Here is a 15,775-nt window from a genome sequence, read left to right on the forward strand (position 1 = left end):
AAGCCGATCGCCATGGAAGATGGTCTGCGTTTCGCGATTCGCGAAGGCGGCCGTACCGTTGGTGCTGGCGTGGTTGCCAAGATCGTCGAGTAATCGGTTGATCTGTTCCTCTCAGGCCGGCATAATGGTCGGCCTGATTTTGCTTTAGGTCAGTAGCTCAATTGGCAGAGCGGCGGTCTCCAAAACCGCAGGTTGGGGGTTCGATTCCCTCCTGACCTGCCATTTTCTAACGAATCTGGCGTGTCTTTCACAGGATCCTCTCGAATGAATGTTAAGGCTGAAGCCCAAGACTCTCGCTTTGATCTGGTCAAGTGGCTGGTTGTCGCTGCCCTGGTTGTTGTGGGTGTTGTCGGTAATCAGTACTTCTCTGCTGAGCCGGTTCTGTATCGTGTTCTGGGTCTGGTTGTGCTGGGTGCTGCCGCTGCTTTTGTGGCGTTTCAGACTGCTCGTGGTCAGGCCTTTGCGGTGCTGCTGAAAGAAGCGCGCGTTGAGATTCGTAAAGTTGTTTGGCCGACCCGCCAGGAAACCATGCAGACCACTCTTATCGTGGTTGCAGTGGTTCTGGTGATGGCGCTGCTGCTGTGGGGGCTCGATTCCCTGCTCGGTTGGCTTATTTCCCTGATTGTTGGTTAAGGGTGTCTCGTGGCTAAGCGTTGGTACGTCGTGCATGCTTACTCGGGTTACGAGAAGCATGTCATGCGCTCGCTCATCGAGCGCGTGAAGCTGGCTGGTATGGAAGATGACTTTGGCGAGATTCTCGTTCCCACTGAAGAAGTGGTCGAGATGCGCAATGGTCAGAAGCGCAAGAGTGAGCGCAAGTTCTTCCCTGGCTATGTTTTGGTGCAGATGGAAATGAACGAGGCGACTTGGCACTTGATCAAGGATACGCCGCGCGTCATGGGCTTCATCGGTGGTACTGCTGACAAGCCAGCGCCGATCACAGAGAAAGAAGCCGAAGCCATTCTGCGTCGTGTCGCCGATAGCGGTGACAAGCCGAAGCCCAAGACTCTGTTCGAGCCGGGCGAAATGGTACGAGTTGTCGATGGTCCGTTCGCCGATTTCGGTGGCGTGGTCGAAGAAGTGAATTACGAGAAAAGCCGTATCCAGGTTGCTGTGACCATCTTCGGTCGCTCCACCCCGGTCGAGCTGGAGTTCAGTCAGGTCGAGAAGGCATAACTGACATAAGCATCCCTCACCCCGCAGCCTTAGGCTGCGGGGTTTTGTCGTCACTGGGATAAATGCGTAAGTAACCTCGGGGAGCCGACAGGCGTTCGAACCCGAAATTGGAGTAGCTAATGGCTAAGAAGATTCAGGCTTATATCAAGCTGCAGGTTAAAGCCGGTCAGGCAAACCCGTCGCCACCCGTGGGTCCCGCTCTGGGTCAGCACGGCGTGAACATCATGGAATTCTGCAAGGCGTTCAACGCCAAGACTCAGGGCATGGAACCTGGTCTGCCGACTCCTGTGATCATCACCGTTTACAGCGACCGCAGCTTTACTTTTGAAACCAAGAGCACCCCGGCATCGGTACTGCTGAAGAAGGCTGCAGGCCTGTCCAGCGGTTCCGCTCGTCCGAACACCGTCAAAGTAGGCACCGTTACCCGTGCTCAGCTGGAAGAGATCGCCAAGACCAAGCAGGCTGATCTGACTGCCGCTGACCTGGATGCGGCCGTGCGCACCATCGCCGGCTCCGCTCGTAGCATGGGCCTGAACGTGGAGGGTGTGTAATGGCTAAGTTGACCAAGCGCCAAAAGGCCATCGCGGCCAAGGTTGAAGCCGGTAAGGCCTACACCTTCGAAGAAGCTGCCGGCCTGCTGGCCGAGCTGTCTGCTGTCAAGTTCACCGAGTCTTTCGACGTCGCTGTGAACCTGGGCGTAGACCCGCGTAAATCCGACCAGGTTGTACGTGGTGCCACCGTTCTGCCGAACGGCACTGGTAAAAGCGTACGCGTTGCCGTGTTCACCCAGGGTCCGGGCGCTGAAGCTGCTCTGGCTGCTGGTGCTAACAAAGTCGGTATGGACGATCTGGCTGCCGAAATGAAAGCCGGCGACCTGAACTACGACGTGGTCATCGCTTCTCCGGACGCCATGCGCGTTGTTGGCCAGCTGGGCCAGGTACTGGGCCCGCGCGGCCTGATGCCGAACCCGAAAGTAGGCACCGTTACCCCGGACGTCGCTACCGCTGTCAAGAACGCCAAGGCTGGTCAGGTACGTTTCCGTACCGACAAGAACGGCATCATCCACACCTCCGTTGGCAAGGTCGGCTTCGAAGCCGCTGCGCTGAAGCAGAACGTGGAAGCCCTGCTGTCCGACCTGAAGCGTCTGAAGCCGTCGACTTCGAAAGGCATCTACGTCAAGCGTGTGACCCTGAGCACCACCATGGGTCCGGGTCTGATCATCGATCAGGCTTCGCTCGACGCGTAAGTGATTGGGTCTGCAGCGTGCGCGCTGCAGGCTTTGCAAGATTGGGGTCCCTGCCTGGCGGGGGCTATCCAAGACCGTAGGTGACGCACGTTTTAAACGTCAGGTCCGCCTGATGGCCTACGCAGATGGTGCTCCCGATTCGTTACCGAATCAGACACCAAAACGCCGCTGAACTTCGGTTCGGCGATACGGTAAAAACCAGGAGTAAACCCGTGGCAATTAAACTCGAAGACAAGAAGGCCATCGTCGCTGAAGTCAACGAGGCTGCCAAAGCCGGTCTGTCCGCTGTCGTGGCTGATGCCCGTGGCGTGACTGTCGGCGCAATGACCGGACTCCGTAAAGAGGCCCGCGAAGCTGGTGTGTACGTGAAAGTCGTGCGTAACACCCTGCTCAAGCGCGCCGTTGAAGGCACTCAGTTCGACGTGCTCAACGACGTGTTCAAAGGCCCGACCCTGATCGCTTTCTCCAACGAACACCCGGGCGCTGCTGCTCGTCTGTTCAAGGATTTTGCCAAGGGTCAGGACAAGTTCGAGATCAAGGCAGCTGCGTTCGAGGGCAAGTACCTCGCAGCAAACCAGATCGACGTACTGGCAAGTCTGCCGACCCGTGACGAGGGCATCGCCCAGCTGATGAGCGTTATTCAAGGCGCCACCAGCAAACTCGCTCGCACTCTGGCAGCCATTCGCGACCAGAAAGAAGCTGCTGCTGCCTAAGGCGGCGTGAGCTCTTTCGAAATCAAACGTTTAATTTGATGGTCGCGTAGGCCGTCACCCCAATACAGGAATTGATAGTCATGTCTCTGACTAACGAGCAAATCATCGAAGCGATCGGCCAGAAATCCGTTATGGAAATCGTTGAGCTGATCAAGGCGATGGAAGAAACCTTCGGCGTTACCGCTGCTGCTGCTGCCGCTGCAGGCCCGGCTGGTCCGGCTGCTGTTGTTGAAGAGCAAACCGAGTTCAACGTTGTTCTGGTTGAAGCCGGCGAGAAGAAAGTCAACGTGATCAAGGCAGTTCGCGAGCTGACCGGTCTGGGCCTGAAAGAAGCCAAGGAGAAGGTTGACACCGCTCCTCAGGTCGTCGCTGAAGGCGTTTCGAAAGAAGCTGCTGAAGACGCCAAGAAGAAGCTGGAAGAAGCTGGCGCTAAAGTCGAAGTCAAGTAATTTCGACCTTGCGTCTCCAGCCCAAGCGTTGAGCGAAAGGCTGATGGCTGGTGGCTTTTGCCACCGGCCTTTTTCCGTTCTAGGTTGGCTGTTCAACAGCCGACCTGGAGCCGAAAAGATCCCGCCCGAGAGGCGGTTGCAAACCGAGGGTTTGCACGATTTTCTGGTCACCGCCGCCGGCGCTGGCCAAACAAGCAGGTGACCAAGCTGGGGAACGCTGATGGCTTACTCATACACTGAGAAAAAACGTATCCGCAAGGACTTTAGCAAGTTGCCGGATGTCATGGATGTGCCTTACCTCCTGGCTATCCAGCTGGATTCGTACCGCGAATTCCTGCAGCAAGGGGTGAGCAAGGAACAGTTCCGCGACATCGGCCTGCATGCGGCCTTCAAATCGGTATTCCCGATCATCAGCTACTCCGGCAACGCCGCCCTGGAGTACGTCGGCTATCGCCTGGGCGAGCCGGCGTTCGACGTCAAGGAGTGCGTCCTGCGTGGCGTGACCTTCGCCGTGCCGCTGCGCGTGAAAGTGCGCCTGATCATTTTCGACAAAGAATCGTCGAACAAAGCGATCAAGGACATCAAAGAGCAAGAAGTGTACATGGGCGAAATTCCGCTCATGACCGAGAACGGTACCTTCGTTATCAACGGTACTGAGCGCGTAATCGTTTCCCAGCTGCACCGTTCGCCGGGTGTGTTCTTCGACCACGACCGTGGCAAGACCCACAGCTCGGGCAAGCTGCTGTACTCCGCGCGCATCATCCCTTACCGCGGTTCCTGGCTGGACTTCGAGTTCGATCCGAAGGACGCGGTATTCGTGCGTATCGACCGTCGCCGCAAATTGCCGGCGTCCGTCCTGCTGCGCGCACTCGGCTACAGCACTGAAGAAGTGCTGGATGCCTTCTACGACACCAACGTCTACCACGTGAAGGGCGAGAGCCTGAACCTGGAGCTGGTTCCGCAGCGTCTGCGCGGCGAAGTCGCCGTTCTCGACATCAAGGATGGCAGCGGCAAGGTCATCGTCGAGCAAGGCCGCCGTATCACTGCGCGCCACATCAACCAGCTGGACAAGGCTGGCATCAAAGAGCTGGAAGTACCGCTCGACTACGTCATTGGCCGTACCACTGCCAAGGCGATCGTGCACCCGGCTACTGGCGAGATCATCGCCGAGTGCAACACCGAGCTGACCGCCGACCTGCTGGTCAAGATGTCCAAGGCCCAGGTGGTTCGTTTCGAGACCCTGTACACCAACGACATCGACTGTGGTCCGTTCATCAGCGACACGCTGAAGATCGACAGCACCACCAATCAGCTCGAAGCGCTGGTTGAGATCTACCGCATGATGCGTCCTGGCGAGCCGCCAACCAAGGACGCTGCCGAGACCCTGTTCAACAACCTGTTCTTCAGTGCCGAGCGTTACGACCTGTCCGCCGTTGGTCGCATGAAGTTCAACCGTCGTATCGGTCGTACCGAGATCGAAGGTTCGGGCGTGCTGAGCAAGGAAGACATCGTTGCCGTATTGAAGACTCTGGTCGACATCCGTAACGGCAAAGGCATCGTCGACGACATCGACCACCTGGGTAACCGTCGCGTACGTTGCGTCGGCGAGATGGCTGAGAATCAGTTCCGCGTTGGCCTGGTGCGTGTAGAGCGCGCGGTCAAGGAACGTCTGTCGATGGCCGAAAGCGAAGGCCTGATGCCGCAAGACCTGATCAACGCCAAGCCGGTTGCGGCGGCGGTGAAGGAGTTCTTCGGTTCCAGCCAGCTCTCGCAGTTCATGGACCAGAACAACCCGCTCTCCGAGATCACCCACAAGCGCCGCGTTTCTGCACTCGGCCCAGGTGGTCTGACCCGTGAGCGCGCCGGCTTCGAAGTCCGCGACGTACACCCGACTCACTATGGTCGCGTGTGCCCGATCGAAACCCCTGAAGGTCCGAACATCGGTCTGATCAACTCGCTGGCTGCCTACGCCCGCACCAACCAGTACGGCTTCCTGGAAAGCCCGTATCGTGTGGTCAAGGAAGGTCAGGTCACCGACGAGATCGTGTTCCTGTCCGCCATCGAAGAAGCCGACCACGTTATCGCCCAGGCGTCCGCGACCCTGAACGACAAGGGTCAGCTGATCGACGAGCTGGTAGCCGTACGTCACCTCAACGAGTTCACCGTCAAGGCGCCGGAAGACGTCACCCTGATGGACGTATCGCCGAAGCAGGTCGTTTCCGTCGCTGCCTCGCTGATTCCGTTCCTCGAGCATGACGACGCCAACCGCGCACTCATGGGTTCGAACATGCAGCGTCAGGCTGTACCGACCCTGCGTGCCGACAAGCCGCTGGTCGGTACCGGCATGGAGCGCAACGTCGCCCGTGACTCCGGTGTCTGCGTCGTGGCCCGTCGTGGTGGTGTGATCGACTCGGTCGACGCCAGCCGTATCGTGGTGCGTGTCAACGATGACGAAGTTGAAACTGGCGAAGCCGGTGTCGACATCTACAACCTGACCAAATACACCCGTTCCAACCAGAACACCTGCATCAACCAGCGTCCGCTGGTGAGCAAAGGTGACAAGGTTGCGCGCAGCGACATCATGGCCGACGGTCCGTCCACCGACATGGGTGAACTGGCGCTGGGTCAGAACATGCGCGTTGCGTTCATGCCGTGGAACGGCTTCAACTTCGAAGACTCCATCTGCCTGTCCGAGCGCGTTGTTCAGGAAGATCGCTTCACCACGATCCACATCCAGGAACTGACCTGTGTGGCGCGTGACACCAAGCTCGGCCCAGAGGAAATCTCCTCTGACATCCCGAACGTGGGTGAAGCTGCGCTGAACAAGCTGGACGAAGCCGGTATCGTCTATGTCGGTGCCGAAGTCGGCCCGGGCGACATCCTGGTCGGCAAAGTCACGCCGAAAGGCGAGACCCAGCTGACGCCGGAAGAGAAGCTGCTGCGTGCGATCTTCGGTGAGAAGGCGTCCGACGTTAAGGACACCTCCCTGCGTGTGCCGACTGGCACCAAGGGCACCGTCATCGACGTGCAGGTCTTCACCCGTGACGGCGTGGAGCGCGATTCGCGTGCCCTGTCCATCGAGAAGATGCAGCTGGACGAGATCCGCAAGGACCTCAACGAAGAGTTCCGCATCGTTGAAGGCGCGACCTTCGAACGTCTGCGTTCCGCTCTGGTTGGCGCGATCGCCGAAGGCGGCGCTGGTTTGAAGAAAGGCACCGCGATCACCGACGAGTTCCTCAACGGTCTTGAGCGTGGCCAGTGGTTCAAGCTGCGCATGGCCGACGACGCCCTGAACGAGCAGTTGGAGAAGGCCCAGGCCTACATCTCCGACCGCCGTCAGATGCTCGACGACAAGTTCGAAGACAAGAAGCGCAAGCTGCAGCAGGGCGATGACCTGGCGCCGGGCGTACTGAAGATCGTCAAGGTTTACCTGGCCATCCGCCGTCGCATCCAGCCGGGTGACAAGATGGCCGGTCGTCACGGTAACAAGGGTGTGGTCTCGGTAATCATGCCGGTCGAAGACATGCCGCACGATGCCAACGGTACCCCGGTCGACATCGTACTGAACCCGCTGGGCGTTCCGTCGCGTATGAACGTCGGTCAGATTCTCGAAACCCACCTGGGCCTCGCGGCCAAGGGCCTGGGTGAGAAGATCAACCGCATGCTCGAAGAGCAGCGCAAGATCGCCGAACTGCGCAAGTTCCTCGCTGAGATCTACAACGAGATCGGTGGCCGTCAGGAAAACCTCGACGAGTTCTCCGATACCGAGATTCTCGAGCTGGCGAAGAACCTCAAAGGCGGTGTGCCGATGGCGACTGCCGTGTTCGACGGCGCCAAGGAAACCGAGATCAAGGCCATGCTGAAGCTGGCTGATCTGCCGGAGAGCGGCCAGATGCGCCTGTTCGACGGTCGTACCGGTAACCAGTTCGAGCGTCCGACGACCGTCGGCTACATGTACATGCTCAAACTGAACCACCTGGTGGACGACAAGATGCACGCCCGTTCCACTGGCTCCTACAGCCTGGTTACCCAGCAGCCGCTGGGTGGTAAGGCGCAGTTCGGTGGTCAGCGTTTCGGGGAGATGGAGGTCTGGGCACTGGAAGCCTATGGCGCCGCCTACACCCTGCAGGAAATGCTGACGGTGAAGTCGGACGACGTGAACGGCCGTACCAAGATGTACAAGAACATCGTGGATGGCGATCACCGTATGGAGCCGGGCATGCCCGAGTCCTTCAACGTACTGATCAAAGAGATCCGTTCGCTCGGTATCGACATCGATCTGGAAACCGAATAACACGACGTGAATCGGCAGCGGGGCTACCCCAGCCCGCTGCCCGCTCCGCCAGGAGGAAAGGCTTTGAAAGACCTACTGAATTTGCTGAAAAACCAGGGTCAAGTCGAAGAGTTCGACGCCATCCGTATCGGGTTGGCCTCGCCTGAGATGATCCGTTCGTGGTCGTTCGGTGAAGTTAAAAAACCGGAAACCATCAACTACCGTACCTTCAAGCCAGAGCGCGACGGCCTGTTCTGCGCCAAGATCTTTGGCCCGGTCAAGGACTACGAGTGCCTGTGCGGCAAGTACAAGCGCCTCAAGCATCGCGGTGTGATCTGTGAGAAGTGCGGCGTTGAAGTCGCCCTGGCCAAGGTTCGTCGTGAGCGCATGGCGCACATCGAACTGGCTTCGCCGGTCGCCCACATCTGGTTCCTGAAATCGCTGCCGTCCCGTATCGGCCTGCTGATGGACATGACCCTGCGTGACATCGAGCGCGTGCTCTATTTCGAGAGCTACGTGGTGATCGACCCGGGTATGACCACGCTCGAGAAGGGCCAGCTGCTGAACGACGAGCAGTACTTCGAAGCCCTCGAAGAGTTCGGTGACGACTTCGACGCGCGCATGGGTGCCGAGGCCGTTCGCGAGCTGCTGCACGCCATCGACCTGGATCACGAGATCGGCCGCCTGCGTGAAGAGATTCCGCAGACCAACTCCGAGACCAAGATCAAGAAGCTGTCCAAGCGCCTGAAGCTGATGGAAGCCTTCAAGGACTCCGGCAACCTGCCAGAGTGGATGGTGCTGACTGTTCTGCCGGTTCTGCCGCCGGATCTGCGTCCGCTGGTACCGCTCGACGGTGGCCGCTTCGCGACCTCCGATCTGAACGATCTGTATCGCCGCGTGATCAACCGTAACAACCGTCTGAAGCGCCTGCTCGATCTGTCGGCGCCGGACATCATCGTGCGCAACGAAAAGCGCATGCTGCAGGAAGCGGTCGACGCCCTGCTCGACAACGGCCGTCGCGGTCGCGCCATCACTGGCTCGAACAAGCGTCCGCTGAAGTCGCTGGCCGACATGATCAAAGGTAAGCAAGGTCGCTTCCGTCAGAACCTGCTCGGTAAGCGCGTGGACTACTCCGGTCGTTCCGTAATTACCGTAGGCCCGACCCTGCGTCTGCACCAGTGCGGTCTGCCGAAGAAGATGGCTCTCGAGCTGTTCAAACCGTTCATTTTCGGCAAGCTGGAAATGCGTGGTCTGGCGACCACCATCAAGGCGGCCAAGAAGATGGTCGAACGCGAGCTGCCAGAGGTGTGGGACGTTCTCGCCGAAGTGATTCGCGAACACCCCGTACTGCTCAACCGCGCCCCGACCCTGCACCGTCTGGGTATCCAGGCGTTCGAGCCGGTTCTGATCGAAGGTAAGGCTATCCAGCTGCACCCGCTGGTCTGCGCCGCGTACAACGCTGACTTCGACGGTGACCAGATGGCCGTTCACGTGCCGCTGACGCTGGAAGCCCAGCTCGAAGCGCGCGCGCTGATGATGTCGACCAACAACATCCTGTCGCCCGCCAACGGTGAGCCAATCATCGTGCCGTCGCAGGACGTGGTACTGGGTCTGTACTACATGACCCGTGAAGCCGTGAACGCCAAAGGTGAAGGTCGCGTATTCGCCGACCTGCAGGAAGTCGACCGCGTATTCCGCGCCGGCGAAGCGTCCCTGCACGCCCGCGTGAAAGTGCGTATCAACGAGGTCATCAAAGACCGCGACGGCAGCATCACCAAGAACACCCGCATCGTCGACACCACTGTCGGCCGCGCGCTGCTGTTCCAAATCGTACCGGCCGGCCTGTCCTATGACGTGGTCAACCAGTCGATGAAGAAGAAGGCGATCTCCAAGCTGATCAACCAGTGCTACCGCACCGTTGGTCTGAAGGACACCGTGATCTTCGCTGACCAACTGATGTACACCGGTTTCGCCTACTCGACCATCTCCGGTGTGTCGATCGGTGTGAACGACTTCGTCATCCCAGATGAGAAGGCGCGCATCATTGACGCCGCCACCGAGGAAGTGAAGGAGATCGAATCGCAGTACGCCTCCGGCCTGGTTACCCAGGGCGAGAAGTACAACAAGGTGATCGACCTTTGGTCCAAGGCCAACGACGAAGTGTCCAAGGCGATGATGGCCAACCTCTCGAAAGAGCCGGTTGTCGATCGCGAAGGCAAGACCGTCGAGCAGGAGTCCTTCAACTCCATGTACATGATGGCCGACTCGGGTGCTCGTGGTTCTGCCGCGCAGATCCGTCAGCTGGCCGGTATGCGTGGCCTGATGGCCAAGCCGGACGGCTCCATCATCGAAACGCCGATCACCGCGAACTTCCGCGAAGGTCTGTCGGTTCTGCAGTACTTCATCTCCACTCACGGTGCTCGTAAAGGTCTGGCGGATACCGCACTGAAGACCGCGAACTCCGGTTACCTGACTCGTCGTCTGGTCGACGTGGCCCAGGATCTGGTGGTGACCGAGATCGATTGCGGTACCGAGCACGGTCTGCTGATGACGCCGCACATCGAGGGCGGTGACGTGGTCGAGCCCCTGGGTGAGCGCGTACTGGGTCGAGTGATCGCCAAGGACGTGTTCAAGCCAGGCACCGAGGACGTCATCGTTCCGGCCGGCACCCTGATCGACGAGCAGTGGGTCGAGTTCATCGAGCTGAACAGCGTCGATGAAGTGGTCGTGCGTTCGCCGATCACCTGCGAAACCCGTTTCGGCATCTGCGCCAAGTGCTACGGTCGCGATCTGGCCCGTGGTCACCAGGTCAACATCGGTGAGGCGGTCGGCGTTATCGCTGCTCAGTCCATCGGTGAGCCGGGTACCCAGCTGACCATGCGTACCTTCCACATCGGTGGTGCTGCAAGCCGTACTTCGGCTGCCGACAGCGTCCAGGTGAAGAACGGTGGTGCGGTCCGTCTGCACAACCTCAAGCACGTCGAGCGTGTGGACGGCAACCTGGTAGCGGTTTCCCGCTCCGGCGAGCTGGCCATTGCCGACGAGTTCGGTCGTGAGCGTGAGCGCTACAAGCTGCCTTACGGTGCCGTGATTTCGGTGAAGGAAGGCGACAAGGTCGACGCTGGCGCTATCGTCGCCAAGTGGGACCCGCACACCCACCCGATCGTGACCGAAATGAAGGGTACTGTGACCTTCGTCGGCATGGAGGAGGGCATCACCATCAAGCGCCAGACCGACGAACTGACCGGTCTGACCAACATCGAGGTTCTCGATCCGAAGGATCGTCCGGCTGCTGGTAAGGACATTCGTCCGGCCATCAAGATGGTCGACGCCAACGGCAAGGAACTGCTGCTGCCGGGTACCGACGTTCCTGCTCAGTACTTCCTGCCTGCCAACGCCTTGGTCGGTGTGGCTGACGGTGCGCAGATCGCGGTCGGTGACGTTATCGCCCGTATCCCGCAAGAGACCTCGAAGACCCGCGACATCACCGGTGGTCTGCCGCGCGTTGCCGACCTGTTCGAAGCCCGTCGTCCGAAGGAAGCTTCGATCCTGGCGGAAATCAGCGGCACCATCTCGTTCGGCAAGGAGACCAAGGGCAAGCGCCGTCTGGTCATCACCCCGACCGATGGTAGCGATCCGTACGAGGAGCTGATTCCGAAGTGGCGTCACCTGAACGTCTTCGAAGGCGAACAAGTGAACCGCGGCGAAGTCATCTCCGACGGTCCTAGCGATCCGCACGACATCCTGCGTCTGCTGGGTGTGAGTGCGCTAGCCAAGTACATCGTCAACGAGATCCAGGATGTTTACCGTCTGCAGGGCGTGAAGATCAACGACAAGCACATCGAGACCATCCTGCGTCAGATGCTGCGTAAGGTTGAAGTCAGCGAGTCCGGCGATTCGTCCTTCATCAAGGGCGATCAGATGGAGCTCACCCAGGTACTGGGCGAGAACGAGCGTCTGGCCGAAGAGGACAAGTTCGTCGCCAAGTACACCCGCGTACTGCTGGGTATCACCAAGGCGTCGCTGTCCACCGAGTCGTTCATCTCGGCAGCGTCCTTCCAGGAAACCACTCGCGTCCTCACCGAGGCAGCGGTTACTGGCAAGCGCGACTACCTGCGTGGTCTGAAAGAGAACGTGGTCGTGGGTCGTCTGATCCCGGCCGGTACCGGTCTGGCCTATCACAGCGAGCGCAAGCGCAAGCGTGATGCCGACAAGCCGGTACGTGTCAGCGCCAGTGAAGTGGAAGCCGCACTGACCGAAGCGCTGAACTCCAGCGGAAATTGAGTCGAAGCCTCGCTAGTTCGCTAGCGGGGCTTTGCCTTGACTGGGGGCGTGAGTCTCTTTAGACTCATGCACCCCTAAATTTGGCAGGGCGCTGTGCTCTGCCATCTTTATTTGTGAGCGTCGAAAGACAACAGTGGAGCTAGTAGATGGCAACTATCAACCAGCTGGTACGTCAGCCGCGTAAGCGTATCGTCGAGAAATCCGACGTGCCTGCGCTGCAGAACTGCCCGCAGCGTCGTGGCGTGTGCACCCGCGTGTACACCACCACGCCGAAAAAACCTAACTCGGCACTGCGTAAAGTGTGCCGCGTGCGTCTGACCAACGGCTACGAAGTTTCTTCGTACATCGGCGGTGAAGGCCACAACCTGCAAGAGCACAGCGTCGTGCTGATCCGTGGCGGTCGTGTAAAAGACCTTCCGGGTGTGCGCTACCACACCGTGCGTGGTTCGCTGGATACCTCCGGCGTTAAAGACCGTAAGCAGGGTCGTTCCAAGTACGGTACCAAGCGTCCGAAATAAGGCCGCCTGATTCTTTTTATTTAGTTGAGTCGATAAGAGTAAGGTCGGGCGCGGCGTTCGCCGTTGGTCCCGGGCTAACCTGAAGACCGTTTGAGGGCTTATCAATGCCAAGACGTCGTGTAGCAGCAAAGCGTGAGATCCTGGATGATCCGAAATACGGAAGCCAGATCCTCGCCAAATTCATGAACCACGTGATGGAAAGCGGCAAGAAGGCCGTGGCCGAGCGCATCGTTTACGGTGCTCTGGACACTGTCAAAGCACGCAAGAACAGCGATCCCCTGGAGATCTTCGAGAAAGCTCTCGACGCCATCGCTCCGCTGGTCGAAGTGAAGTCCCGCCGTGTCGGCGGTGCTACCTACCAGGTTCCGGTCGAAGTTCGTCCGTCCCGTCGTAACGCCCTGGCTATGCGCTGGCTGGTGGACTACGCGCGCAAGCGCGGTGAGAAGTCCATGGCTCTGCGTCTGGCTGGTGAGCTGCTGGATGCTGCTGAAGGCAAAGGCGCTGCTGTCAAGAAGCGTGAAGACGTGCACCGTATGGCTGAGGCCAACAAGGCTTTCTCGCACTACCGCTTCTAATTCCGGCTCCACTAACCTTGCGAGGGCTTTATGGCTCGTAATACAGCAATTAACCGCTACCGTAATATTGGTATCTGTGCCCACGTTGACGCGGGCAAGACCACCACTACCGAGCGGATCCTGTTCTACACAGGCCTGAGCCACAAGATGGGCGAGGTGCATGATGGCGCCGCGACCACCGACTGGATGGTTCAGGAGCAGGAGCGTGGTATTACCATTACTTCTGCTGCTATCACCACCTTCTGGAAAGGTTCGGTTGGTCAGTACGACAACTATCGCGTAAACGTCATCGATACCCCCGGTCACGTTGACTTCACCATTGAAGTAGAGCGCTCGCTGCGCGTACTCGACGGTGCTGTCGTTGTGTTCTGCGGTACTTCGGGTGTCGAGCCGCAGTCTGAAACCGTATGGCGTCAAGCCAACAAGTACGGTGTTCCGCGTATCGTCTACGTGAACAAGATGGACCGCCAGGGCGCCAACTTCCTGCGTGTCGTCGGTCAGATCAAGAACCGTCTGGGGCACACCCCGGTACCGATTCAGATCGCCATCGGTGCAGAAGAGAACTTCGAAGGTCAGGTTGATCTGATCAAGATGAAGGCCATCTACTGGAACGACGACGACAAGGGTACTACCTACCGTGAGGAAGAAATTCCTGCCGAGCTGGTAGACCTGGCCAACGAGTGGCGTTCGAACATGGTTGAGGCTGCTGCCGAAGCCAACGAAGAGCTGATGAACAAGTACCTTGAAGAAGGTGACCTGTCCGTCGAAGAGATCAAGGCTGGTCTGCGCGCCCGTACTCTGGCGAGCGAAATCGTGCCGGCTGTCTGCGGTTCTTCGTTCAAGAACAAGGGTGTTCCCCTGGTTCTCGATGCCGTCATCGACTTCCTGCCTGCTCCGACCGAGATCCCTGCGATCAAGGGTATTCACCCGGATCTGGCCGACAAGCCGAAAGAGGAAATCGCCGAAGGCGATTACGACGAGCGTCATGCCGACGACAACGAGCCGTTCTCGGCTCTGGCGTTCAAGATCGCTACCGACCCGTTCGTTGGTACGCTGACCTTCGTCCGCGTTTATTCGGGCGTTCTGGAGTCTGGCCAGTCGGTCATCAACTCCGTGAAAGGCAAGAAAGAGCGCGTTGGTCGTATGGTGCAAATGCACGCCAACCAGCGTGAAGAGATCAAAGAAGTGCGCGCTGGCGACATCGCTGCTCTGATCGGCATGAAGGACGTCACCACCGGTGAAACCCTGTGCGATCCGGACAAGCAGATCATCCTCGAGCGCATGGACTTCCCGGAGCCGGTTATTTCGGTAGCTGTAGAGCCGAAGACCAAGGCTGACCAGGAGAAGATGGGTATTGCACTGGGCAAACTGGCTCAGGAAGACCCGTCGTTCCGCGTTAAGACTGACGAAGAAACCGGTCAGACCATCATCTCTGGTATGGGTGAGCTGCACCTGGACATCCTCGTTGACCGCATGAAGCGCGAGTTCAACGTCGAAGCCAACATCGGTAAGCCGCAGGTTTCCTACCGTGAAACCATCACCAAGGACGCTGTCGAGATCGAAGGTAAGTTCGTTCGTCAGTCCGGTGGTCGCGGTCAGTTCGGTCACTGCTGGATTCGCTTCTCGACTCCGGACGTGGACGACAAGGGCAACATCACCGAAGGTCTGGTGTTCACCAACGAAGTCGTTGGTGGTGTGGTTCCGAAGGAATACATCCCGGCTATCCAGAAGGGTATCGAGGAGCAGATGAAGAACGGCGTCGTTGCCGGCTATCCGCTGATCGGCCTGAAGGCTACCGTGTTCGATGGTTCCTACCACGACGTCGACTCCAACGAGATGGCGTTCAAGATCGCTGCTTCCATGGCGACCAAACAGCTGGCCCAGAAGGGTGGCGGTAAGGTGCTTGAGCCGATCATGAAGGTAGAAGTGGTAACTCCTGAGGACTACATGGGTGACGTGATGGGTGACCTGAATCGTCGTCGTGGTCTGATCCAGGGTATGGAAGATTCGGTGTCCGGTAAGGTTATCCGTGCCGAAGTTCCGCTGGGCGAGATGTTTGGTTACGCTACCGACGTCCGTTCCATGTCCCAGGGTCGTGCCAGCTACTCCATGGAATTCTCCAAGTACGCAGAGGCTCCGGCGAACATCGTCGAAGCACTGGTTAAAAAACAAGGCTAATCCCGCCCTTTAAGTAAGAGGTTTACTGTCGTGGCTAAGGAAAAATTCGAACGTAACAAACCGCACGTCAACGTAGGCACCATCGGTCACGTTGACCACGGTAAAACCACTCTGACCGCTGCTCTGACCCGCGTCTGCTCCGAAGTTTTCGGTTCGGCCAAGGTCGACTTCGACAAGATCGATAGCGCGCCGGAAGAGAAAGCTCGTGGTATCACCATCAACACTGCACACGTAGAGTACGATTCGTCCGTACGTCACTACGCGCACGTTGACTGCCCGGGGCACGCCGACTACGTGAAGAACATGATCACCGGTGCTGCCCAGATGGACGGCGCGATCCTGGTCTGCTCGGCTGCCGACGGC

The 15,775-nt window shown here is 58.7% G+C and carries 13 protein-coding genes and 1 tRNA gene; all 14 read left to right on the forward strand.

Annotation, left to right across the window (positions count from 1 at the left end; genetic code table 11):
- A partial coding sequence (locus BM059_RS24820) for an EF-Tu C-terminal domain-related protein (RefSeq protein ID WP_449240075.1) occupies positions 1-93 on the forward strand: 93 nt, incomplete at its 5' end.
- Between the two features lie 53 nt (positions 94-146).
- Positions 147-222, forward strand: a tRNA-Trp gene (locus tag BM059_RS24825).
- Between the two features lie 42 nt (positions 223-264).
- Positions 265-633, forward strand: a complete 369-nt coding sequence (gene secE / locus BM059_RS24830; RefSeq protein ID WP_037001810.1) for a preprotein translocase subunit SecE — start codon at positions 265-267, stop codon at positions 631-633.
- A 9-nt stretch (positions 634-642) separates the two neighbouring features.
- Positions 643-1,176: a transcription termination/antitermination protein NusG gene (gene nusG / locus BM059_RS24835; RefSeq protein WP_004373446.1), complete on the forward strand. Its 534-nt coding sequence runs from the start codon at positions 643-645 to the stop codon at positions 1,174-1,176.
- A gap of 119 nt (positions 1,177-1,295) precedes the next feature.
- The gene (gene rplK / locus BM059_RS24840) at positions 1,296-1,727 is read left to right on the forward strand and encodes a 50S ribosomal protein L11 (protein ID WP_021488823.1); all 432 of its coding nucleotides are present in this window, start codon (positions 1,296-1,298) and stop codon (positions 1,725-1,727) included.
- Positions 1,727-2,422 (forward strand): 50S ribosomal protein L1, encoded by a 696-nt coding sequence (gene rplA, locus BM059_RS24845; RefSeq protein WP_074941746.1) that lies wholly within the window; start codon positions 1,727-1,729, stop codon positions 2,420-2,422. Before rplK ends, rplA begins: the two co-directional genes overlap by 1 nt.
- Positions 2,423-2,634: 212 nt before the next feature.
- Positions 2,635-3,135, forward strand: coding sequence for a 50S ribosomal protein L10 (gene rplJ / locus BM059_RS24850; RefSeq protein WP_037001815.1), 501 nt, complete (start codon positions 2,635-2,637; stop codon positions 3,133-3,135).
- Between the two features lie 80 nt (positions 3,136-3,215).
- Positions 3,216-3,584, forward strand: a complete 369-nt coding sequence (rplL, locus tag BM059_RS24855; RefSeq protein ID WP_037001817.1) for a 50S ribosomal protein L7/L12 — start codon at positions 3,216-3,218, stop codon at positions 3,582-3,584.
- A gap of 220 nt (positions 3,585-3,804) precedes the next feature.
- Positions 3,805-7,878: a DNA-directed RNA polymerase subunit beta gene (gene rpoB, locus BM059_RS24860; RefSeq protein ID WP_074941747.1), complete on the forward strand. Its 4,074-nt coding sequence runs from the start codon at positions 3,805-3,807 to the stop codon at positions 7,876-7,878.
- Positions 7,879-7,941: 63 nt separating this feature from the next.
- A complete protein-coding gene (gene rpoC / locus BM059_RS24865) occupies positions 7,942-12,141 on the forward strand; it encodes a DNA-directed RNA polymerase subunit beta' (protein ID WP_037001821.1) in 4,200 nt (1,399 codons plus the stop codon).
- A 146-nt stretch (positions 12,142-12,287) separates the two neighbouring features.
- Complete coding sequence (rpsL, locus tag BM059_RS24870) at positions 12,288-12,659, forward strand: 30S ribosomal protein S12 (protein WP_004373429.1); 372 nt, start codon at positions 12,288-12,290, stop codon at positions 12,657-12,659.
- A gap of 104 nt (positions 12,660-12,763) precedes the next feature.
- Positions 12,764-13,234: a 30S ribosomal protein S7 gene (gene rpsG, locus BM059_RS24875; protein WP_003246741.1), complete on the forward strand. Its 471-nt coding sequence runs from the start codon at positions 12,764-12,766 to the stop codon at positions 13,232-13,234.
- A 30-nt stretch (positions 13,235-13,264) separates the two neighbouring features.
- Entirely contained in the window at positions 13,265-15,412 is a 2,148-nt protein-coding gene (gene fusA / locus BM059_RS24880; RefSeq protein WP_037001822.1) for an elongation factor G, read from the forward strand.
- Between the two features lie 30 nt (positions 15,413-15,442).
- Positions 15,443-15,775 (forward strand): GTP-binding protein (locus tag BM059_RS24885; protein ID WP_208606131.1); only part of this gene is annotated, 333 nt, incomplete at its 3' end.

The sequence above is a fragment of the Ectopseudomonas composti genome, assembly GCF_900115475.1.
GTDB classification, from domain to species: domain Bacteria; phylum Pseudomonadota; class Gammaproteobacteria; order Pseudomonadales; family Pseudomonadaceae; genus Aquipseudomonas; species Aquipseudomonas composti.

Bases quoted from the DNA above. Each gene is read 5' to 3' on its own strand.
- secE (WP_037001810.1), top strand. From the start codon at position 265: ATGAATGTTAAGGCTGAAGCCCAAGACTCTCGCTTTGATCTGGTCAAG.
- rplK (WP_021488823.1), top strand. From the start codon at position 1,296: ATGGCTAAGAAGATTCAGGCTTATATCAAGCTGCAGGTTAAAGCCGGT.
- rplA (WP_074941746.1), top strand. From the start codon at position 1,727: ATGGCTAAGTTGACCAAGCGCCAAAAGGCCATCGCGGCCAAGGTTGAA.
- rplL (WP_037001817.1), top strand. From the start codon at position 3,216: ATGTCTCTGACTAACGAGCAAATCATCGAAGCGATCGGCCAGAAATCC.
- rpoB (WP_074941747.1), top strand. From the start codon at position 3,805: ATGGCTTACTCATACACTGAGAAAAAACGTATCCGCAAGGACTTTAGC.
- rpsL (WP_004373429.1), top strand. From the start codon at position 12,288: ATGGCAACTATCAACCAGCTGGTACGTCAGCCGCGTAAGCGTATCGTC.
- rpsG (WP_003246741.1), top strand. From the start codon at position 12,764: ATGCCAAGACGTCGTGTAGCAGCAAAGCGTGAGATCCTGGATGATCCG.
- fusA (WP_037001822.1), top strand. From the start codon at position 13,265: ATGGCTCGTAATACAGCAATTAACCGCTACCGTAATATTGGTATCTGT.